The sequence below is a fragment of the Ruegeria marisflavi genome (genome assembly GCF_025673445.1).
Lineage (GTDB): Bacteria > Pseudomonadota > Alphaproteobacteria > Rhodobacterales > Rhodobacteraceae > Ruegeria_B > Ruegeria_B marisflavi.
The window spans coordinates 146,995-168,143 of the sequence record NZ_JAOVQN010000008.1 but is presented as its reverse complement, the minus strand read 5'-3'; the positions used below and the strand labels follow the sequence as shown (position 1 = coordinate 168,143).

Genomic DNA, 21,149 nt, shown 5'->3' with positions numbered 1-21,149 from the left:
CAGACCTCAGCTTTACGGCAATCATCAATGCCTGCGCCGCTCTCCTGAACTCAAAGTGAATCTCAACAGACCCTAGTGCGGTCATGATGAGATGTTGCATTGCAACGTACGCGTTATCCTGAAACTCCGGATATACTGGGGTGAACGCTCCTTGCTCCAATTCCTTCCGCCCAAGGATTTGCATCACTTTGGGGCTGGCGGAGTGAGATATTTCTGAGTATTCGGAATAAAGTTTATTGATGCCGCTCTTGAGGTGTTTGATGTTTGGTGTTCTTCTCACCAACTTGTCGAAGCTTAGATCATAGGACAATTCATTTAGTCTTGCGACTAGTTCCATCTGCTTTCGAATGATTACTGCACCTTCGACAAGCTCGCCGCCAAGAATAAGGTCAGAGGCAATGAAGTGAGAGCGACAGAAAGAGACCATTAGATCGGCCAAATAAAGCCCATTCTCAATCTCTCTAAAGCTCTTACCGGAAACAAAGAGCGTCAGACTCGCCACAAGCTCATTAGTTGAAGAAATGAGCAAATTGGCATGATCATTGAACGCTAGAAAGTTATGCTGTGCAATCTTACGGAAATGATCACGGGAATGAATGTACTTCTCGGCCTTACTTGATAATTTCTCTTTCATGTTTATAACGCCCGCTTTTGGAAACTAACGCCTGAGTAGCGTCGATGCCACGCCGCAGCATAGGCTTGAGTGAATTCTAGGCCTTGGCAAAACCTGCCTGAGGGGATTGAAAGAATCGCTACTGGACAAAACCTGTACCCAACAACTGCCGCGGGCACCAGCGCCGCGGAGCGGCTTAGTCCTTCCACCCACGGCGCACTCATGATGACGAAATTTAGAGTGTTTGTTCGCCACATACACGAACGGCAGCAAAGTCCGGCCTAGCAGAAGCTGAGACAGGTCGAACCACAGCTCACCCGAAAGCGCTATAGGAAGCCAATAAAAGAAACGCCCCCCTGCCCCCTTTCATCTTTCCCCAAATACTCAACCCGCAACCGCCGCCGCAAGCACCCCGCCCGCGGCTGCACCCTGCCAGCGGCGGCGCGCTGATCAGTATTGGTAACCGAGGGTTGAGGTCGACAGCGCCTGTTCGGCCTCATCCATCTCCGCCGCGATATCCTCGAACAGCGGTGTCGACAGGTACCGCTCGCCGGTATCGGGTAGCATCGCCAGCAGCACCGAGCCCTCGGGCGCGGTTTCAGCCACCTTCATCGCTGCCGCCAGGCTGGCGCCACCCGATATCCCGGTCAGGATGCCTTCCTCGGCCGCCAGCCGTTTGGACCAGGCGATGCTTTCGGGGCCGCTCACCGGTTCCAGCGCGTCGAAATAGCCCTGATCCAGCGCCTCTTGCAGCACCAGCGGGATGAAATCCGGGGTCCAGCCCTGGATCGGGTGCGGGTTGAAGGCCGGATGGGTCGCGGCGGGTTCACCCTCGGCGTTGCGCTGTTGCGCCTCGCCCGACTGCACCAGCGCGGCATTGGCGGGCTCGCTCAGGGTGATCTTCAACCCGGACCGCACGCCTTTCAGCACACGGCCCAGGCCGGTGACGGTGCCGCCGGTGCCATAGCCCAGCACCACGTGATCCAGCCGTTCGCCTTCGAAATCGCCCAGGATCTCCTGTGCGGTGGTGGCCGCGTGGATATCGGCGTTGTCCTTGGTCTCGAACTGATGCGCCAGGAACCAGCCGTTTGCCTCGGCCAGTTCCTTGGCTTTCACCACCATGCCCACCGCCTTGTCCTCCTTGCGGGTCAGCACCACCTTGGCGCCCAGCATCCGCATCAGACGCCGCCGTTCGACCGAGAAGCCGTCATGCATGGTGATGACCAGCGGATAGCCCTTGGCGGCACAAACCATGGCCAGCCCGATGCCGGTATTGCCGCTGGTCGCCTCGACCACTGTCTGGCCCGGTTGCAACCGACCCTCGCGCTCTGCGGCCTCGATGATGTTCAGCGCCAGCCGGTCCTTGACCGAACCGGCCGGATTGAACGCCTCGAATTTCACGTACATCGTGACATGTTCGGGCGCGATCGTGTTCAACCGGATCACAGGCGTATTGCCCACCGTTTCCAGGATCGAGCCATAAAGCCGCCCGCGGCCCGTAGTGGTGAAAATCATCGTTTGCCCCCCTTAGTCAAACTGCAGAAAGTCTCGTTGTTGCACGGGATAATGCGCCCCGTAAGACGGGACCGCAAGGTGGCCCGTGTGCGAAAGGATCAGCCGCTGCCCGTTTCGGCGCAGAACTGGAACCTTGGGCTTCCGCAGCTCGCCATCTAGGATCAATAGTCACCGGCAAGCCTCTATGAAAAAACATTTTCCTCTAATTGAGTAGAAACAAGAAAGGGGTGCTTTGCACCCCTTTCTTGTTTACACCGAAAATGAATGCAGCGGTACAGGCGCCTCAGTCCGACCCGTTCGGAAACCGCTGATCCATGTTGACCGAGGGCTGGTCGCAACCCGCCTCGCCCACGATCTTGGCCGGAATGCCCGCGACTGTCTTGCAGGGGGGAACCTCGCTCAGCACCACGGAACCGGCGGCGATGCGGCTGCAATGGCCGACCTTGATGTTGCCCAGTACCTTGGCCCCTGCCCCGATCAGCACACCATCGCCGATCTTGGGGTGGCGGTCCTCTTCTTCCTTGCCCGTCCCACCCAGCGTCACCGAATGCAGCATCGAGACATTGTCGCCCACCACGGCGGTCTCGCCGATCACAATCGAATGGGCGTGGTCGATCATGATGCCCTTGCCGATCCGGGCCGCCGGGTGAATGTCGACGCCAAAGATTTCGGACACCCGCATCTGAAAGAAATAGGCCAGGTCATAGCGTTTGCGCGTCCACAACCAATGCGCCACGCGATAGGCCTGCATCGCCTGATACCCTTTGAAATACAGGATCGGCTGTAACAACCGGTGGCAAGCCGGGTCGCGCTCGTAAACCGCCATCAGGTCGGCGCGCGCGGCCTCGATCAGTTCGGGCGCGCTGTCATAAGCATCATCGACGATCTCGCGCAGCACCACCATCGACATCTCGTTTGAGCAGAGCTTGGCCGCGATGCGATAGGACAGCGCCTTTTCCAGGTTCCTGTGGTGCAGAATACAGGCATGGACCAGCCCGCCCATCAACGGTTCCTTGTCCACGGCCTCCAGTGCTTCGGCTGTGATCCGGTCCCAGACCGGGTCGACGGGGGCGAGTTTGGTGCGTGTTTCCATCATGGCCTGTCATCCTTTGCTGCGCCTAATCTAGCGAGATAGGATGGATTTGGCCAACCGCAATGCGTGATCGAAGGAACAACAAAAATGAATAGCCAGGATCTGTCTGTCTTTCGCAAGCTCATTGCCCAGCGCATCGCCGAGCTGGACGAGGGCTCGGATGCAGGCCGAGACGCCCGGTCCGTGGTGGAACTGGACCAGCAGACCGTGGGCAGGCTCAGCCGGATGGACGCTTTGCAGAACCAAGCGATGGCCAAGGCCCAGCAAAGCCGCCGCGATATCGAAAAACGCCGCCTGCACCTGGCCTTGCGGCGGATGGACGAGGGCGAATACGGCTATTGCGACACCTGTGGCGAGGATCTGCCACAAGGACGGTTGCGCATCGACCCTGCGGCCACATTATGCGTCAGTTGCTCTCGCGGCTAAGCGCCCGGGCAATCAGCACCCGCAGTACCGTTTCAAAACACAGGCAGTAATCCGGGTCGTCAAATCCCGGCTCGTCGGCCAGAAGGCGTTTACGCGCGGCCGACATCAGCGACCCGTTGCCAAACAGCGGGTGCATCCGTCCGGTTCTCTGAACATGTCGGTCGGCAACCTCCGCTTCGGCGATCATGCGCCAGCACAGCACCTCGCGGCCAAGGGCGGGCGCGTTCAGCAGAACGCGCGCCGCCGCGCAGACATCGCCATGCAGGACCGGCCGCATGGATTACGTCACCGTGATGGTCCGAAAAGCGCCGGGCCCGAACCGCGCCGAGATCTGCGCCACCGAAACGTCAAAGGGCCGCACCGCGCCATCGGCACCCTGCTGCGCTGCGGGATAGGTCCACTCCGGCAGGGTGATCGTTTGATCCCGTAAAACGGTGCCGTCCTTGCTGACACGCACGAGGTAGGATTCGCTTTCCTCGCCCAACGGGACCTCTGGCATCGTCCAATCGTCGCCGTCGATCCGCGTGCGGCGGATCCAGCGCGCCGTCAGATTGCCTCCCGTCTCACTCACCCGCAGATGCGCCGGGGCGTAAGGCCGCAGACCGATCCCGTCAAAGGCTTCGACCAGATGCGTGTAAGACGGATCGTCATATCCCCGCCTCGCCGGTCCGATCCGGTAATGGCGCGCGACCCGGCGTTGCGAACTGCTCAACCCGACCTGCACTACCCGAGGGTCGATCAGCACGAACATGGAACCCGCAGGCCAGACATCGGGCATCACCCCATCGGTCCCCGCCTGCCCCCGCAGCCGGTTCCGCAGCAGATAGGTATCCGGCGCGATCAGTTCGACATCGCGGAACTGGAACAGCTCCCAATTACCCGAGGACCCGTCGCCGATCGCCGCCAGATTCTTGCCACTCAGGATCGCCTCAAGCGGGCGCGTTTCCAGGGCTCCGGCGACCAGCTTTACCTGCACCGCCGCTCCCCGGTCCCATAACCCAACAGCCGCCCGTTGCATCGGCGATTCCGTCATCCCGATCACTGCGCGCGCGGCCAGGATCTCGTCCAGTTCATAGCCTTCGTCGGAATCCGAGGAATAGAGCGCCACGGTGCCCGGCCAGGGTTGCGCCGTCACCGCGATATGGGGCGCGTGCGGCACCTCGTCCCCGCTCAACAGCGGCAGGTCCAGAAACACCGGCAGGACCGGCACCGGTGGCACAAACTCCTGCGATACAGGCCGGTCTTCGGCCATATCCGACGGCAGATACACATTCGGCTCGATCCGAACCGCCTCGACCAGCTGCAACTCGGCCTGTTCGATCCGATCCAGCCGGAACAGACTGCCGGTTTCACCATCGGCGGCGGGCAGGCTCACGATATCTCCCGCGCCCAGCGCCATGCGCGATGGCGGCAAAGCGAAACGAACCACCTCCCGCGCCACCCGCGCCTCTGCCAGCCAGCGTTCCACCGTCTGCCGCCCCTCGGCCCGGGTCATCGCCAGCGGCATCTCGCTCGACGAGACCGCATGCGTCGCCGCATCGGGCAGCACCGCCTCTTCCGAGACCACATCGTGGTTGGCATCCGCCTGCACGAACCGGAGCCGCACCCGGCCGCTCATCTCGACCTCGGCATCGCGCCGATAGGCGCGGTCCCCCTCGATCTCGTCATGTACGGCCAGCAGTTCGGGGTCCAATACCACCGGCTCCAGCCCGTCGCGCAGACGGAACACCAGGGTCCCGTCCCGCTCGATGGCATCGAACCCGTAACGCAGCATCAGCGGTTGCAGCGCCGCCCGCGCGTCACTCACCTGATCCACCACATAGCCGCGCACGATCCCCCACAACCGGCTGACGTCGATCTCGGCCAGCCCTGCTCGACCACAGATCTCGCGTACCACTGCTGCCAGCGTCCGGTTGCCGCTGCGCCCGTTCAGCCAATGACCCCGGGCATAGTTCGTCCCGTCGGACCACAGGTCACGATTGTTCGGAAAGGCCGGAAACGGTCGCGCATCCCAGGCCCAGACATAGGCATTGTCCAGATCGATCATCGGGCCGCCATATTCCTCGGACACCGGATTGGCCGCCGGATCGCCCCAATACCCCAGAACTGCCCTCAGATACTGGATCTGGATCAGATCATCGCGCGCGCCGTTCGAATGCTTCGGCAGGCTCGATTCCGAGGATTTTGGATCGACGAACTTGTTGGGTTGATTGGTCCCCTTGTCCACCGCCGCGCAGCCCAGTTCGGTGAACCAGACTGGTTTCGACTGCGGCACCCAATCGGTGGGCACCGCCTGCCGGACACCGCCGATCCGCTCGTGATGACTGTTCAACCACCAGTTGCGAATATCCTTGTAACGCCAGACCCAGGGCTCGCCATGCGCCTGGTCGGTGATAGGCGTGCGGATCTGCGCCGCTTCCGCCTCGGGCGAGTGATAGTACCAATGGTACCCTTCCCCGCCTTCGACATTGCTGCGCAGATAACTCTGCTCGTAGATCGCCGCAGCCCCAGCCGACGCGTCGGCATGACCCGGCGCATCGCGCCAGTCGGACAAAGGCATGTAATTGTCGATCCCGACAAAGTCGATATTGGCATCCGCCCACAACGGGTCCAGGTGGAAATACCGGTCGCCGCTGCCGTCCTGCGGCTGATATCCGAAATACTCGCTCCAGTCGGCTGCATAGCCAATCTTGGTCTCTGTCCCCAAAATGGACCGTACCTCGGCCGCCAGCGCCCGCAGCGCTGTAACCGCCGGAAAACCAGCCGCACCGCGGATCTGTGTCAGCCCGCGCATCTCGGACCCGATACAAAAGGACGCAACCCCGCCCGCCGCCGCACAGAGCGCGGCATAATGCAGAATGAACCGCCGCATTCCCCAGTCCCCCTCCGAGCCGGTATAGGTAACAACCCCTTCGCCAACGGTGAAATCGGCAGCACTCGCCACGCCGAAAAACGCCGCCACCTCCGCATCGGCCCCGGCACTCTGGTCCGGCGAGCCGGGCTGACCCGGCGCCACGCTCAACGTGATCCGCCCGCGCCACGGCAGGTGCGCCTGCCCCTCACCCCCGATCCAGGGGTCGGGTAAGGCATTGCTCTCCAGCTGATCCATCAGGATGAACGGGTAAAACATCACCCGTTGACCGCTGTCATTCATGTGCCGGATCGCTTCGACTACCGCCGCATCCGCCGGTGTGCCGCCATAAATCGGCCTGTCCGCCTCCCGCGCGATCTCCTCCGCAGTTGCGCGTGTCATGCCAGATACCCGCCAGGGCATATTGGCCCCGTCGATCTCCTTACGCTCGACCTTGGGCTTAATCTCGCAGGAACCGCAGCGAAGATCGTCCCCAAACCACGACACCACCAGCGACGTTGCCCCGGTTCCCGGCAACTCGTCCCACAAGGCCTCCATCGAAGTGACAAAGTCGGTCTGTCCCGAGGGCGAATTCGTGTTGGCCGCCCAATAGCTGCCCGGCCCGTTGGAGTAATTCACCTGGGTCGTGGCCAGCGAATACTCGCCAGTCCCGGGGATAAGCGCGACCCCCCGCACCAGTTGCGCCAGGCTCTGGTCGTGATCGGCGCTACCCGGCTGTTCCCCGCGCACCACCTCAAAGGAAAACTGCGGTACCCGGTTGCCGAACCGGTCCAGCGCCAGGTTTTCGAACACCACATAGGCGGTGCCGCGATAGGCGGGCACCATATCCGCCCCCTCGATCACCTCCAGCAGCGGATCGGGCAGCTGGTCCTCGGTGCCGCGATAGACGCGCATGTCCAGCTCGGCGGGCGCGATCTCCTCGCCATCCGCCCAGATCCGCCGCACGCCCGCGATCTCGCCCTCGCACAGCGCCACCGCCAGCGAGACCGAGTAACTGTAGGTCGTCGTCTTGGGCTGCGAACGCCCCCCCTTGCCGCCACCGCTGACCGAGGTGGTCTCGACAAAATCCGAAGCCCAGATCACCTGACCGCCCACCCGCATCCGGCCATGAACCTGGGCAACCGGGTTGCCCTCGCCTGAATTGGTCAAGCGGAAGCGGTCCACCTTGCCGGTCTCCACCGCCGATGCCCCGGATCCCAGCAGACGCTGGTCGATCACCCGCCCCAGCGTGGCCCCCACGGCCCGCCCCAGAACAACCGAGGACAGGCCCGCGACGGTCCCGCCAATCGAGCCGCCGATGGCCGCGCCCGCAGCCGAAAGAAGTATCGTCGCCATCAGCACACCTCCAAGGGAAATTCGAACCGGGCCACCACGCGCCGCATCCATGGCGCGCTGAGCGGGCTTTCCACCACACCATGCCCGCTATAGGCGTGGATGAACCGGGGACAGGTCCCCGTCGCCGAGACGATGCCCAAATGCTTCGCTACGCTGCCCGCCCGCATCCGGAACAACAGCACCTCACCCAGCGCCATGTCAGCTCCCGCAACCTCGCGCAGATGCCGCCGCGCCGCCGCCCACAGGCGCTCTTCGCCCTGCGGCTCGGACCAGTCCATGGAGTAGGCCGGCACCGCCTCGGGCTCTCCCCCGTTCAGCTCGCGCCAGACGCCCCGGATCAGGCCCAGGCAATCGCTGCCCGCGCCTCGGACCGAACATTGATGACGGTAAGGCGTGCCCAACCAGTGCCGGGCCACGCCCACGATCCTGCCCCCATGAGTACTCATCGCAGGCTCCCGCCAGTATTGGCGCTGGTCCGTTTCGGCGTCGCGATCACCCAATCCTCGCGCGGGAGATCGGGGAATCCTTGGAAATTCAACAGATTGTTGAACTTCAGCCGACAGGTCTCCATCCTCTTGTCACAGCCTGCGCCCAAGCGCACCGCGTCGCCCGCCCGGATGCCGCCCCGCATCGGCTCCCACAGCTCGATCTCGCGCCGCCCGTCGACGAACCGGTCGCTCTTGATCAGCGCCCACAGACCCTTTGCCGACCCGTCCAGAACGTCGACCCGCCCCCGCTGAAACCAGCCCGGCTCGAACCCGTCGAGCGAGGGCCAGCAAAACAGGCGCGCCCCTTCCATCTCGCCCACCACCAGATCGGTGGTGTAACCCGGCGTGGCCAGATCGAACCGACACCGGACATCGCCCAGCACTGCGGTACAGGGCTTCTGATAGACCCGCCCCAGAGGTTGGTTCAGCACATCCGTCAACCCGCGCAACTCGGCATGGAACGCCCCGCCGCCCCGGCGCAGCTCGCCGATCGAGCCGCGAAACTGCAACCAGCGCTGCTCGGGCTCCGCCCAGTTCACCAGCCAGGACAGTACCTCGGCACCGTCGAACCGGCCCGCCTCGATATCCTCCTCGCACACCGCCGCATCGCTGAGCGCGCCCAGCGCCTCGGAATTATCCACCGACAGGCCGGTACTCTGCTCCAGTGCCGCCGCCGACAGCCCGCTGTCGGCCTTGAAACTGACGCCCTCGAAACTCAGCGCACGATCATGATCGGTAAACCCGAATGTCTCGCCATCCTTGCGCCGAATGGCCCAGCACCGGCACAGAGTGGTCACCCCGCGCGCCAGATGGGCCTGCAAGGCCTCGCTTACCCCGCCCATCAGACCCGCACCTCGACCACAGGCACATTGGGCACGTCGCCCGCCCGGAAGCTGGCGACACTGGTCTGGATCCGGTCGGTGTCGAACCGCACCGGCACATCAAACTCGAACCCGGCGCGGATCACCGACCCTTCGGTCGGCGGCGTCACGAAACTCACCAGCCCGGTGGCCGGGTCGACCGTGTAATCGACGCCCTCCTTCATCTCGTCCTGGTCGATGCCCACCCGCACGCTGCCCAGCACCGGCTTGGCAATCGGTCGCGCATAGCTGAACTGTCCCGAGCGATAGGTCTTGATCAGCGGAAACCGGGACTCGACCCCGTCACCGCTGGCGATCACCTGATCGTCGAACTTGACCTCCACCGAGGCCAGGCTCGACTTGTAATCGGACCAGTCCTTCCAGCGGAACCCGTACATCTGCCCCTGCCGCGCCTCGAAAAACGCAATCAGCGTCTCGACATCGTCCAGGGATCGCATGCCCACGCCCGCGTCATAGCGGCGGCGCGAATGCGCCCAGGGCGTGTTGCGCTCCTCATACCCGTTGACCAGCGTCACGATATCGGTTCGCCGCTCTGGCCCGCCGACCGAGCCAAAGCTCAGGTTGGCGGGAAATCTGACCTCGTGGAAATTCATCCTGCGCTCCCTTCCTCAGCGATTGCGGTTGCCACGCCCCAGGGCTCGGCCCATCTGGGCCGCGATCTGGCCCTGGCTGCGGCGAAACCCCTGCACATCGGGGGTGGTGATATTCATCACCACGTTCACCGCCCGGCCGCCGCCACTGTTGCGCACGCCCAGCTTGCCATCGGCGCCGCGCGCCAGCGGCATGATCGCCTCCGGCCCCGCCTCGCCCATCAATCCCATACCGCCGCGCATGGGAAAGGCCACCGGCCCGCTGACCACGCCACCGCTGGCAAAGGGCATCACCCGCCCCTGGCTGAACGAGCCACCCTGGGCAAAGGGCAACAGCCCCTGAACCAGCGACCCGACCCCATCCGCGATCAGCCCGCCGAAATGATCGGTCACCGGTTTGATCGCCGCGGAATAGGTGGTCTGGATCATCGACCGCGCGATGGTGTCCAGCGCGTCCGACAGCTTCATACCGTCCAGCACCACACCGTCGAACGCCCGCCTGAGCCCCTTGGACAGCCCCCGCTCCAGCGTCTGCACATCCTGTCCGGTCTGGCCCAGCGATGTCCGCACCCGGCGCAGCTCGGCATCGAACCCCGCCGCCATCACGGCGGCATCGCCCAGCGTATCCCCCAGGCTCTCGCCGGTGGCCTGCAATTCGGAAAACCCGTCAGTCTCCGCCATGATCCTCTCCTTCACTCTTGTCCGGCCAGGCCGCCAGTAAGGCGTCCAGCCCGGCCCGGTTCATCGGCGCGGCGCCCGCACCCTGCCCCAGCATCAGCCGCAACTCGGCCGGGGTCAGCCGCCAGAACGCCTCGGGCGTCAGCCGCAGCCCCAGCATCCCAGCCCGCATCAGCGCGGGCCAGTCGAACCCGCTCATGACTCGCCCGGCAACATGAAGGCACGCGCCAGCAGCTCTGCCGCCGCCCGCGCCGCCGCCATCGGGCCGCCCGCGATCTCGGCGCGCAGCAGGCTCGCCCGCGTCACCTCGGCCCCGCCACCGCGCAACCCCGCGACCACCAGCGCCAGCACGTCGCGGCTGGAAAACGCCCCGCCCTCGAACCGCTGCACCAGTTCCACCAGCGAGCCGCTCTCCAGCTCGGCCTCCAGCTCGGCCAACGCACCCAGCGTCAGCTTCAGCACCCGCCGCTGCCCGTCGATGACCAGGGCCACCTCTCCCGTCCACGGATTGGCCATGATCAGATCGCGGTAAAGCTCAGGGCACCGGCGCTGGCCAGGCTCACCTCATAGGTCGCCTCGCCATTGTGGCTGCCCGCATAGTCGATGCCGGTCACCTGGAACGGACCTTTGACAATGCCGAAATCGGGGATGATCACCTGGAAATCGGGCGTCTCGCCGTCAAAGAACAGCTGCCGCGCCCGCTCGTCGGTGCCAGCATCCTTGAACACGCCCGAGCCCGAGATCGAGGCCGACTTGACCCCCGCGCCCGACAGCTGCTCGCGCCAGCCACCCTGGCTCTCCAGGCTGGTGACATCCACGCTCTCAGCGTTAAAGCTCACGCGGGTCGCACGCAGCCCCGCGATGGTTTCGAACTGGCCCGTGCCGTTCATATCCACTTTGACCAGCAGGTCCTTGCCGTTCTGGGCACCCATGATGTTACTCCACGTTCAGGTTGATCAATTGTCTTCGACGCGGGCGCGAAACCGCAGGTCGATCTGCCGAACCGCGCCCCCCGTTCCGGTCCGCCGGGCCGAGGCCCGCTCGAACCACAGCCCCACCAGCCGCCCGCGCGCCAACGCCAGCGCCGCATTCTCCAGCGCATCGCTCACCGCCGCCGCCACAGCCTTGGTCCCGGCGAAACCGGCGGCCTCGGACATCACCGAGACAGTGAACCGGTGCTCGGCCCCGCCGCTCTCGCGGTCCGAGGCGTCGCGCGCCTCCTCCGGGCCCAGCAGCACATAGGTCGGCGGCACCGTCCCTGCCGGCAGGGCATCGTAGATATCCGTCCCCACCAGAGCCGCCACTCCGGGATCGGCCAGCAGGTGCTGATACACCGCCGCCTGCAACGCCGCCGCCATGCCGTAACTCATGCCGCCACCTCCTCATCCGCAAAACAGGTCAGAAACCGACCCGCCGGGTCGTGTTCAGCCACCGCGCGGATGACAAAGACCCGCGCGCCATCGGTCAGCCGCTGCTCGGGCGCAGGCCGCATGCTCGATCCCTGGGGCGCCGCGCGCACCGTGATCCGGTAGGCCACGCGCGAGCGGGACGCCCCCGCCTCGAACCGCTCGGCGCCGCTGCGCGCATTCACCTCGGCCCAGAGCGTGCCCAGCACATTCCAGCTCTCGGAGAACCCACCCGCGCCATCGGCCACCCGCGCGGGCGCCTCCAGCACCAGGCGCCGGTTCAGATGCGGCGCCTTCATTGCACCACTCCCGAGCCAAACCGCACCGTCCGATAGCGCTGGATCAGGCTGGTCACCCCAAACGGCATGCAGCCGTCGCCCAGTGCGGTCTCATGCCGGTATTCATAGTAATGCGCCGCCAGCAGCAGCACCGCCTGTCCCAGGTCTGCAGGCAACCCGCCCCAGTCGGGCGCCATGCCCGCCAGCAGAACGATCTCTGCCGCGCTCCCCGTGGGCACCGTCGGCAACAGCGCGCCCGCCGGGCGCAGCCGGGGCCGCTGGCTGTCACGCTCCAGCCGATAGGCCGCGCCAGCCAGCACCGTCTCGCCGCCGCCCGCATCGCGCAGCGTCACCGAGACCACCGACTGCACCGGTGCCACCGGCAGAACCTCGCCCGTCTGGTCGGGCCAGCCATATACCGTCCACGAAAACTGGCGGGAAATCAGAACCTTGCCCGTCCGCGCCTCGATCGCTGCAATCGCCGCCCGCAAGAACCCGTTCAGCACCCCGTCCTGAACGTCATCCTCGGCAAACCCGGTGCCCAACCGCAAATGCGCCTTGAACTCGGCCACCGGCAGCGCGGCGTCGGGAACGGCTGTCTCTTCGATCAACATCATCAATTCACTCCGCAAGCTCGGGCCCCTCCGGGCCTTTCGTCTCTGGTCATGCGGGCCCGCGCCGCCTCGCGTTGCTCGGACGGAGGGGGAGCAGCTAGACAACGCCAGGAAAACCGGCGCGCGCCCGCATCCGGGGCCGGTTACCCGGCCCCGGACCCGGCTACGCTCAGGCGACGCCGAATTTCAGCAGCTTGATCGCGGCAAAGTCGCTCACATCGCCGCCCACGCGCTTGGTCGCGTAGAACAGCACATGCGGCTTGGCGCTGAACGGGTCACGAAGCACCCGCAGGTCGGGGCGCTCGGCCACGGTATAGCCCGCGCTGAAATCGCCAAACGCGATGGAGTAGCTGTCGGTCGCCGGATCCGGCATGTCCTCGGCAATCACCACCGGATAGCCCATCAGCCGCGCGGGCTCTCCCGCCGCCAGACCGTCCGACCACAGGAAACGGCCATCGGCATCCTTCAGCTTGCGGATCACACCGGCGGTCTTCGAGTTCATCACGAACGCCCCGTTGGCCCGGTACTGCGCCCCCAGCGCATAGACCAGGTCGACCACATCGTCGGCATCGACCCCCCCGGCCACGCCCGAGGCGACATAGCCCAGATTGCCCCAGGCCCAGCTGTCATTCTCGACCGCCGGATGATTCAGGAAACCGCGCGGCTTGTTCACCCCGTCGCCATTGATGAAACTGTCGGCCTCGGCGCGCGCGAACTTGTCGGCGATCCGGTTCGCCAGCCAGCCCTCGATGTCAAAGGCGCTGTCGTCCAGCAGGCGCTGGCTCGCCTTGGGCAGCGCGCTCAGCTCGTGCAGCGGGATCGAGATCCGGTCGATCGACGGCGTCCCGGTCTCGGTGGCCGCCGCGGTCTCATCCGCCCAACCCGCGCCGATATCGGTATGGTCGATCAGCACGTCGAACGAATTCGCCTGCACATTGACCACCGAGGCAATCGACCGGATCGAGGCGGTCGAATGCAGCACCGCCTTGATGCGCTCGGCGGTCTGCGGGTCGACCAGGAAACCGCCATCGCTGTTGATCGCGGTCGACATCGCCTTACCTTCCAGAACCAGCCCGCGCAGCGCGTCATCGTCGCCCGAACGCAGGTAGGCGTCAAACGCCTTCTGATGCGGCGCGCCCTCGTCATGAGAGGTGGCCAGATGCGGACGCGCCGCGAGTTGAGATTTACGATCCAGCATGGTCAGTCGCTCTTCCGTCTGTTGCAGTTTGGTTTCAAGTTCGGTCTGAAACCCCTTGAATTCACTCACGAAGCCAGCCATCGCCCGCTTCACCTCCTGAACCAGGGGCACACCCTCTCCGGCCAAGGCCGGGACATCGGTCTTGCTCATCGGCACGTCCTTTCTGGGTGGGTTGCGGCGCGCTTACCTTCGCGCCAGTTCCTGCCGGGCGCTGTCGAACAGCTCGGCAATGCTGCGCCAGGTCTGCGCATCCTCGGGGGATGTCCCCTTGGCCGCGACCCGGGCACTGGGCAGCATGGGAAAGGTCACCAGCGACACTTCCCACAGCTCCAGTTCGGTCAAGAGCCGCTGGCCCTTGTCATTTTTTATGGCTCTCCGGGTGCGATAGCCGATCGACAGCCCGTCCAGCGCCCCGGCCCGGATTAGTGCCGCTGCCTCGCGCCCCTTCTGGGTGCTTTCCAGCAACCGGCCCTTGACCCAGAGCCCACGCGCGTCCTCGCGCACCTCGTCCCAGACCCCTATGGGTTGCGACGGGTCGTGCTGCCACAGCATCTTGACCCGCTGGCCACCGGCCTCCAACGCCTTCAGCGAGGCGGCATAGGCCCCCGCCTGCACATTGTCACCGCCCTGATCGGTTTGCCCGAACAGGCTGGCATAGCCCTCAATCACCGCATCCTCGCTGACCGTCAGCCCCTCGCCAAAACGGGCGAACTTGTGCTCCAGCCCCGTATTCATATCCATGAACTACTCCTTGTAATCCTCTGAAATCTCAGGGTGTCACTACCAGAAACGATTGGAACACCTGGGCCAGGATGGCACCCGCGACACCGTAAACCGTCAGCCACAGCCGCCGCTCCAGCCGCTCCAGCACCTCGTCCAGTTGGTCCAGCCGGCGGCACAGATGCTCGTGTTGCAGAGCCGAGACCCGCTCATGCGCCTCCAGCCGCAGCCCCGGCGCGCAGTCAAACGGCGCATAGCCCGGCCCCTCAGCCATCGGCACCCTCCGCCAGCGGCGGCAGACCCAGGATCGCCCGCTTCTCCGCCGGTGACAGGAAATCCGCCGCCGTTACCCGCGCCCATTGCGCATCGCGCTCGGCGGCCAGCGCCGGTACCTGATCCAAGTCTGGTTTCAGCGCCAGCGCCTCGCCCGCGAACCCCGACAGCCACTCCGACAGACTTGCCGCCACCCGCGTCACCAGCGGCAGCACGGTCAGGCGATAGAACGCCCGGTTTGCCTCCTGGTAGTTCGAATAGGTCGCGTCGCCCTGGATGCCCAACAGCATCGGCGGCACGCCAAAGGCCAGCGCGATCTCGCGGGCGGCGGCTTCCTTGGTCTTCTGAAACTCCATGTCCGAGGGCGAGAAGCCCATCGGCTTCCAGTCGAGCCCACCCTCCAGCACCATCGGCCGGCCGGCATTGCGCGCACCCTGGAAATTCGCCTCGATCTCGTCGGACAGGCGTCGAAACTGGTCCTCGGCCATCACGCCCTGACCGTCCGACCCCTTCCATACCAGCGCGCCCGAGGGCCGCGCAGCATTGTCCAAGAGCGATTTCGACCAGCGCGAGGCCGCGTTATGCACATCCACCGCCATCGCCGCCGCCTGCATCGGCGAAAACCCGTAATGGTCGTCCTGTGGATGAAACGCCTTGATATGGCAGATGGAATCTGCATCGAACCGATGCGTTTTGGCCCCCACGGTATAGGTATAGGCCACCGGCCAGCCATCCGTGCCCGGCACCACGCTCATCCGGTCCGAGCGCAGCACATGCAACTCCAGCGGCAGCCCGCCTTCGCCTGCGACCGCCTCGACATAGGCATTGCCGGTCAGCAAGAGCTGTCCAAACAGCGCCTCCATCAGCTCGGCCCGGCCCTGCGCCGCGTTCGGACGGCGTACCAGCGACAGCATCGGATGGATCTCGTAGCGCTGGCAATGATCCTGCAACACCAGCGGCAGCGCCGCCGCCGCCTCGGCGATCAGCTTGACCGAGCGGAACCCCACCGGATTGCCCGCAAACCCCGTCCGCGTCAGCGAGGCGGTGTCGCGCGGGCTCCAGGCAACGCGTCCGGCATTGTGCCAGGCCACCACCGGCCCGGCGGCGCTCGCCTTGACCTCGGGCGCCTCCGCTCCGGCTCCGCGACGCAGGAAATCAAAGATCATGACATTTGCTCCTATCTCTGTGCCCCGGCGCCGGATGCGCTCTCGTGGCTTCGTTGATCAGAGTTATCGGCGAAGATTGTTCAGGACCCGAAAACAGAGCGTTCGCAGCTAGTGCAACGGCCCGCGCGACTCACAGCACCCGCACCCGCGGGCGCCTGTAGGCCGCCGCAGGCGCGATCATCAGTTCATGCAGCGCCCAGACCAGCGCGTCCACCCGGTCGGGCGATCCCGGCCCCTCGTATCCGCGCGCAGTCATCTGGCCCATCTGCTCCTCCAGATGCACCAGACCCGCCACATGCCGCACCCGCCCCTGTTCATATAGCGCCGCCACCGGCTCGGCCCGCGCCACCTTGCCGCGTGCCGCATGCACTGCCTTGAACGGCACCAGCGGGTCCACCTGGCGCAGCACCTCCTCGACCAGCTGACCACCCTGGTTGACCTCTGCCACCAGCCGCTCGGCCCCGAATTCGTCCATCGCCGCAATCGCTGCCCGCGCCCAGGCGGTCGGGCCTGCGCCCTGCACGGTCCGGTCCGCCAACACCCAGGCGCGCCAGTCTTGAGGCGGCCCCTGCATCTGCGCACCCACCACCACGATGCCACAGGCATCCGCACTCGCCCCGCCGCTGACCGACGGGTCCAGCGCCACCACCACGCGGTCGAGCGCCGGTGCGGCGCCGCCCCGGGCCTTCTCCAGCAGCGTACCGGTCCACAACGCCCCCTCGGCATCGGCCAGCAGAACCCCGTCCAGCTCCTGCCGCCCCAGCCGGGTTCCGGCATAACGCGCCCGCACCTCCTCCAGGAAGGACTCGGCCAGATTGGCCCGGTTCGCCTCGGTCGGCGCATGGGTCTGCACCGTGCTGGGTGCCGCCATCAGGTCCTTCAGCACCTTCACATTGCGCGGTGTCGTGGTCACGCAGACCTGCGGCCGCTCTCCCAGCCGCAGCGCGAATTGCAGCATGTCCCAGGCCGCGCCGCCCTTTTTCCACTTGGCCAGCTCATCCACCCAGGCCGCCTCGAACTGCGGCCCGCGCAGCGCCTCGGGGTCCTGCGCCGAAAACACCTGCGCCTCGGCGCCATTGGGCCAGATCAGCTTGCGCTCACTGGCCTTCCACTGCGGCCGCCGATCCGGCGGCGAGCACTGCAATATGCCGCTGTCGCCAAACACCATCACGTCGCGCACCTGGTCATAGGTCTCGCCCACCAGCGCCACCCGCCGCGCGCGCCCCTCGTCCATGGGCCGCGATCCCTCGACCTGCGACCGCACCCATTCGGCGCCTGCGCGTGTCTTGCCCGCGCCGCGCCCGCCCAGAATCACCCAGGCGCGCCAATCGCCCTCGGGCGGCAGCTGATGCTCCATCGCCCAGAACTCGAATAAAAAAGGGAGGGCGCACAGCCCTCCCTCCCCGATCTCACTCAGAAACCGCTCCCTTTCGGCAGCACTTTCGCAGGCGAGCAAGACGGCACCCGATCTCAGATCGGGCGCGCTCGAGGTCGAGCGCATATCCCCCTTGGGCAATGCCCGCTTCCCTTCGTACCTGTTCGGCAAAACTGGCCTCCACTTTCTGACACTCGCGGATCAGGCTCGCGGCCTGACCCACCTGCTTGCCGAAACCGGCAAGATCGCCTTCCTCCCCGGTTCGGATCCGTTTTTGCAGGTCTTCCGCCGCATTGCGCAGATCGCGAATGGAGTTCTCCAGGGACTGAAGCAGTTCAGCCGTCCGGGAAATCCGCTCCTCCGGGGTAATCAAAGTCATGTTTGCTCGTGACCTCATGCGAGAGTGATCTCCGCACGAGAAAGACGAAAAAACGGCCGCCGGGTCACCCCGGGGCCGTTTGCCCACCTCTTCTAGCATGTCACAACCTATACGAGAGACCGCACGCAGAGTCAAGCAATACACGCAACAACGCAACACCTAACGCACTGTAATACCTAACAAAACCTTATCATTCAGCAGGTGCGCCGCTGCGCGGCGCTTTTCCCGCTTTTCATTATGCGCCGCCTTGATCATATCTGAGTCATGCACACGGACCTCCGCCATTTCGAAACCATTGCCCGACGCACTGTCGACACGATGCCCCACGCCTTTCACGCCGCCGCGCAGCACGTTCTGCTGCGCATCGCCGACTGGCCAGACCCCGACATGCTCGCCGATCTCGGCATCGACGACCCGCTGGACCTGACCGGTCTTTATGACGGCATTCCGATGACCGAAAAATCCATCGACGATTTTCCGGCCCCGCCCGACACAGTGTGGCTGTTCCGCGAACCGATTCTGGCCGAGTGGCGCGACCGCGCCGATATCGACCTCGACGATCTGATCGCGCATGTGGTCGTGCACGAATTCGCGCATCACTTTGGCTGGTCGGATGAGGACATCGCCACGATCGACGAATGGTGGACCTGACGGGCACCGGGATCGGTGGCACACTGGCGTACAAAACGGTCAATCCGCCCTTGAACCCCGGTACAAAACGGTCAAAACCCCGCCGTGTCGGCGGGGTTCCTGTTCTTAGTTGCCTTGCTGCTGCGCCTCGATCTCGCGCCACTTGGCCACGTTTCGGTTATGCTCTTCAAGCGTTTCCGCAAACGCATGCCCACCGGTCCCATCCGCCACGAAGAACACGAAATTTGTCTTCTCCGGGTTTGCTGCCGCCTCCAGGCTGGCAAGGCCCGGATTGGCAATCGGGGTCGGAGGGAGTCCATCAATCACGTAAGTATTCCAAGGCGTTACCTTGCGAAGCTCGCTCTGCCGCAGACCACGGCCCAGCACGCCTTGCCCCTTGGTGACGCCGTAGATCACTGTCGGATCGGTTTGCAGCCGCATGCCACGCTCCAGACGGTTGACAAAGACGCTGGCCACCTGGCCGCGCTCTTGGGGCACCCCGGTTTCCTTCTCGATGATCGAGGCAAGGATCAGCAACTCCTCACGGGTCTCGATCGGCAAGTCCTCCTGCCGTGCCTCCCAGGTCGCATTAATTCTAAGGGTCTGTTTTTCCTGCATTTCTGCAAGAACCTCATCGCGGTTCTCGCCCTGTTGAACCTCATAGCTGTCCGGTGCCAGCATGCCTTCGGCGGGTAGTTGCGAAACCTCGCCCGACAGCACGTCCCAGGCTTTCAGCCCCTCAACCACCTGCCAGCTGGTCACCCCTTCGGCCAGCGCCAAGCGGTACCGTGTATCCCGCTGGTCGCGTTTCTCGGCATAGACCTCCGGTGTTTCGCCTGCGGACGGATCGAACTCCACCAGTTCTACAAACTGCTCGGTGGTCGGGTCAAGTTCGCGAACTTCCACCTGCAACTTGTTGACACCAATACGATAAACGATCTCGGTCCCGCAGGTGCTGGCGCCACCGCGGGTGATCTGATCGATGATCCCCTCCATCGAGGCGCCTTCCTTGACCAGATAGCTGCCCGCCTTCAGTTGCGGGGCCTTTTCCGAGTAGCGCGCCCCGATCCGGAACAGCGCCCCGCTGCTCACGGCACCGGCGGCCTCAAGGTCGCGACTGACGCGGGTCATGTTGGACCCGCTTTTCACCTGCAGGCATATCGCGTTTTCAAGCGGGCCTTCCGCAACATATTGCGATTTTCCCCAAAGGATCACGCCGGCCATCAGGAACAGGCCAACCGCCAGAACGGTCAGCATGTTCGAGGCGAGAGCACGCCACATCAGTCGGCCTTTCCGAAGATCACGCTCGCATTGGTGCCGCCAAAACCGAAGGAGTTCGACAGCGCCACGTCGATCTTGCGCTCGCGCTTAGCGTTGGGCGCCAGATCGACCGGGGTTTCAACCGCGGGATTATCCAGGTTGATCGTGGGCGGCGCCACCTGATCCCGGATCGCCAAGATCGAAAAGATCGCCTCGATCGCACCGGCAGCGCCCAACAGGTGCCCGGTGGCCGACTTGGTCGAAGACATGGTGACATTGGCCGCATGGTTGCCCAACAGCCGCTCCACCGCGCCCAGTTCGATGGTGTCGGCCATGGTCGAAGTGCCATGCGCATTGATGTAATCCAGATCCGACGGCTCCAACCCTGCACTGCGCAGCGCGGCGCGCATCGAGCGTTCCGCCCCGTCGCCAGTCTCGGACGGCGCGGTGATGTGATAGGCGTCGCCCGACATACCATAGCCCAGCACCTCGGCATAGATCTTGGCGCCACGCGCCTTGGCGTGCTCATATTCTTCCAGAACCACGATGCCCGCGCCCTCGCCCATCACGAACCCGTCGCGGTCGGCGTCATAGGGGCGGCTGGCCGCCTTGGGGTTGTCGGCATATTTGGTCGACAGCGCCTTGCAGGCGTTAAACCCCGCAATACCGATCTCGCAGATACAGGCCTCGCCACCACCGGCGATCATCACATCCGCGTCACCGGCCCGGATGATCCGGCTGGCGTCACCGATTGCATGCGCCCCGGTCGAACAGGCGGTCACCACCGAATGGTTTGGTCCCTTGAACCCGTGACGGATCGACACCTGGCCCGAGGCCAGGTTGATCAGCGCACCGGGAATAAAGAAGGGCGACACTCGGCGGGGCCCCTTTTCCTTGATCAGGTTGGCGGTTTCGGCGATCGAGCCCAGCCCACCGATGCCCGAGCCGATCAGAACGCCGGTGCGCAACCGGTCCTCTTCATCCTCGGGCAGCCAGTTGGCGTCCTTGCACGCCAACTCGGCCGCCGCGATGGAATAGAGAATGAAATCCTCGATCTTGCGTTGCTCTTTCGGCGGCATCCAGTCGTCGGGGTTGAAAGTGCCATGGCTCCCATCGCCACGCGGCACCTCGCAGGCATAGGTCGTGGTGACGCCCGACGCCACCGCATCGAACCGCGTAATCGGACCCGCGCCCGATTGCCCGTCCAGGAGGCGGGACCATGTTTCCTCGACCCCGCTGGCCAATGGAGTAATCAGTCCCAGTCCGGTTACAACGACTCTGCGCATGAATTGCCTCTTGCCTTCTTGGTGTTCGAGAACCGCTCTTACCCTGCTCGGCCCCATCTGGGCAAGAGCAAGG

At 64.6% G+C, this 21,149-nt stretch carries 25 protein-coding genes; 2 read left to right on the top strand and 23 right to left on the bottom strand.

Annotated features, from left to right (window positions below; genetic code table 11):
* The 3 genes from OEZ49_RS10060 to cysE all read right to left on the bottom strand — a co-directional run.
* Window positions 1–634 (bottom strand): hypothetical protein (locus OEZ49_RS10060; RefSeq protein ID WP_263388177.1); only part of this gene is annotated, 634 nt, incomplete at its 3' end.
* A gap of 429 nt (window positions 635–1,063) precedes the next feature.
* Window positions 1,064–2,128, bottom strand: a complete 1,065-nt coding sequence (locus OEZ49_RS10055) for a PLP-dependent cysteine synthase family protein (protein WP_263388176.1) — start codon at window positions 2,126–2,128, stop codon at window positions 1,064–1,066.
* Window positions 2,129–2,411: 283 nt separating this feature from the next.
* Complete coding sequence (cysE, locus tag OEZ49_RS10050) at window positions 2,412–3,224, bottom strand: serine O-acetyltransferase (RefSeq protein WP_164132596.1); 813 nt, start codon at window positions 3,222–3,224, stop codon at window positions 2,412–2,414.
* 84 nt (window positions 3,225–3,308) lie between these two features.
* Between cysE and OEZ49_RS10045 the strand changes: the two genes are divergently transcribed.
* Window positions 3,309–3,647: a TraR/DksA family transcriptional regulator gene (locus OEZ49_RS10045; RefSeq protein WP_263388175.1), complete on the top strand. Its 339-nt coding sequence runs from the start codon at window positions 3,309–3,311 to the stop codon at window positions 3,645–3,647.
* Here the strand turns inward: OEZ49_RS10045 and OEZ49_RS10040 are convergent.
* The 18 genes from OEZ49_RS10040 to OEZ49_RS09955 all read right to left on the bottom strand — a co-directional run bounded on the left by OEZ49_RS10040 (window position 3,628) and on the right by OEZ49_RS09955 (window position 17,900).
* Window positions 3,628–3,924, bottom strand: a complete 297-nt coding sequence (locus tag OEZ49_RS10040) for a DUF7742 family protein (protein WP_263388174.1) — start codon at window positions 3,922–3,924, stop codon at window positions 3,628–3,630. The two genes, OEZ49_RS10045 and OEZ49_RS10040, sit on opposite strands and share 20 nt — an antisense overlap.
* Before the next feature lie 3 nt (window positions 3,925–3,927).
* On the bottom strand, window positions 3,928–7,854 hold the full coding sequence (locus OEZ49_RS10035; protein WP_263388173.1) for a baseplate multidomain protein megatron: 3,927 nt from the start codon (window positions 7,852–7,854) through the stop codon (window positions 3,928–3,930).
* Window positions 7,854–8,300, bottom strand: a complete 447-nt coding sequence (locus tag OEZ49_RS10030) for a C40 family peptidase (RefSeq protein ID WP_263388172.1) — start codon at window positions 8,298–8,300, stop codon at window positions 7,854–7,856. The genes OEZ49_RS10035 and OEZ49_RS10030 overlap by 1 nt, the downstream gene beginning before the upstream one ends.
* Window positions 8,297–9,184, bottom strand: a complete 888-nt coding sequence (locus OEZ49_RS10025; protein WP_263388171.1) for a DUF2163 domain-containing protein — start codon at window positions 9,182–9,184, stop codon at window positions 8,297–8,299. Before OEZ49_RS10025 ends, OEZ49_RS10030 begins: the two co-directional genes overlap by 4 nt.
* On the bottom strand, window positions 9,184–9,816 hold the full coding sequence (locus OEZ49_RS10020; RefSeq protein ID WP_263388170.1) for a DUF2460 domain-containing protein: 633 nt from the start codon (window positions 9,814–9,816) through the stop codon (window positions 9,184–9,186). Before OEZ49_RS10020 ends, OEZ49_RS10025 begins: the two co-directional genes overlap by 1 nt.
* A 15-nt stretch (window positions 9,817–9,831) precedes the next feature.
* Complete coding sequence (locus OEZ49_RS10015) at window positions 9,832–10,494, bottom strand: phage tail tape measure protein (RefSeq protein ID WP_164132603.1); 663 nt, start codon at window positions 10,492–10,494, stop codon at window positions 9,832–9,834.
* Window positions 10,481–10,690 carry a rcc01693 family protein gene (locus tag OEZ49_RS10010; protein WP_164132604.1) on the bottom strand — a complete coding sequence of 70 codons (210 nt, stop codon included), beginning with the start codon at window positions 10,688–10,690 and terminating at the stop codon, window positions 10,481–10,483. The genes OEZ49_RS10015 and OEZ49_RS10010 overlap by 14 nt, the downstream gene beginning before the upstream one ends.
* A complete protein-coding gene (locus OEZ49_RS10005) occupies window positions 10,687–11,007 on the bottom strand; it encodes a gene transfer agent family protein (RefSeq protein WP_263388169.1) in 321 nt (106 codons plus the stop codon). Before OEZ49_RS10005 ends, OEZ49_RS10010 begins: the two co-directional genes overlap by 4 nt.
* 2 nt (window positions 11,008–11,009) lie before the next feature.
* On the bottom strand, window positions 11,010–11,423 hold the full coding sequence (locus tag OEZ49_RS10000; RefSeq protein ID WP_263388168.1) for a phage major tail protein, TP901-1 family: 414 nt from the start codon (window positions 11,421–11,423) through the stop codon (window positions 11,010–11,012).
* Between the two features lie 24 nt (window positions 11,424–11,447).
* A complete protein-coding gene (locus OEZ49_RS09995; RefSeq protein ID WP_263388167.1) occupies window positions 11,448–11,861 on the bottom strand; it encodes a DUF3168 domain-containing protein in 414 nt (137 codons plus the stop codon).
* On the bottom strand, window positions 11,858–12,196 hold the full coding sequence (locus OEZ49_RS09990; protein WP_263388166.1) for a phage head closure protein: 339 nt from the start codon (window positions 12,194–12,196) through the stop codon (window positions 11,858–11,860). Before OEZ49_RS09990 ends, OEZ49_RS09995 begins: the two co-directional genes overlap by 4 nt.
* On the bottom strand, window positions 12,193–12,792 hold the full coding sequence (locus OEZ49_RS09985; protein WP_263388165.1) for a head-tail connector protein: 600 nt from the start codon (window positions 12,790–12,792) through the stop codon (window positions 12,193–12,195). Before OEZ49_RS09985 ends, OEZ49_RS09990 begins: the two co-directional genes overlap by 4 nt.
* A 166-nt stretch (window positions 12,793–12,958) precedes the next feature.
* Window positions 12,959–14,137 (bottom strand): phage major capsid protein, encoded by a 1,179-nt coding sequence (locus tag OEZ49_RS09980; protein WP_263388164.1) that lies wholly within the window; start codon window positions 14,135–14,137, stop codon window positions 12,959–12,961.
* Window positions 14,138–14,170: 33 nt separating this feature from the next.
* Complete coding sequence (locus tag OEZ49_RS09975) at window positions 14,171–14,728, bottom strand: HK97 family phage prohead protease (RefSeq protein WP_263388163.1); 558 nt, start codon at window positions 14,726–14,728, stop codon at window positions 14,171–14,173.
* Window positions 14,729–14,756: 28 nt separating this feature from the next.
* Window positions 14,757–14,981, bottom strand: a complete 225-nt coding sequence (locus tag OEZ49_RS09970; RefSeq protein WP_263388162.1) for a GTA head formation protein, RCAP_rcc01685 family — start codon at window positions 14,979–14,981, stop codon at window positions 14,757–14,759.
* On the bottom strand, window positions 14,974–16,146 hold the full coding sequence (locus OEZ49_RS09965; protein ID WP_263388161.1) for a phage portal protein: 1,173 nt from the start codon (window positions 16,144–16,146) through the stop codon (window positions 14,974–14,976). Before OEZ49_RS09965 ends, OEZ49_RS09970 begins: the two co-directional genes overlap by 8 nt.
* A 130-nt stretch (window positions 16,147–16,276) precedes the next feature.
* A complete protein-coding gene (locus OEZ49_RS09960) occupies window positions 16,277–17,647 on the bottom strand; it encodes a DNA-packaging protein (protein ID WP_450103985.1) in 1,371 nt (456 codons plus the stop codon).
* Window positions 17,556–17,900, bottom strand: coding sequence for a hypothetical protein (locus tag OEZ49_RS09955; protein WP_263388159.1), 345 nt, complete (start codon window positions 17,898–17,900; stop codon window positions 17,556–17,558). The genes OEZ49_RS09960 and OEZ49_RS09955 overlap by 92 nt, the downstream gene beginning before the upstream one ends.
* 264 nt (window positions 17,901–18,164) lie before the next feature.
* Here OEZ49_RS09955 and OEZ49_RS09950 point away from each other — a divergent pair, with 264 nt between their 5' ends.
* On the top strand, window positions 18,165–18,551 hold the full coding sequence (locus OEZ49_RS09950) for a metallopeptidase family protein (RefSeq protein ID WP_263388158.1): 387 nt from the start codon (window positions 18,165–18,167) through the stop codon (window positions 18,549–18,551).
* Between the two features lie 105 nt (window positions 18,552–18,656).
* Here OEZ49_RS09950 and mltG read toward each other — a convergent pair whose 3' ends face one another.
* Together mltG and fabF are read right to left on the bottom strand one after the other, a co-directional pair.
* A complete protein-coding gene (gene mltG / locus OEZ49_RS09945) occupies window positions 18,657–19,811 on the bottom strand; it encodes an endolytic transglycosylase MltG (RefSeq protein WP_263388157.1) in 1,155 nt (384 codons plus the stop codon).
* Complete coding sequence (gene fabF / locus OEZ49_RS09940) at window positions 19,811–21,076, bottom strand: beta-ketoacyl-ACP synthase II (protein WP_263388156.1); 1,266 nt, start codon at window positions 21,074–21,076, stop codon at window positions 19,811–19,813. The genes mltG and fabF overlap by 1 nt, the downstream gene beginning before the upstream one ends.
* Window positions 21,077–21,149: the final 73 nt, after the last annotated feature.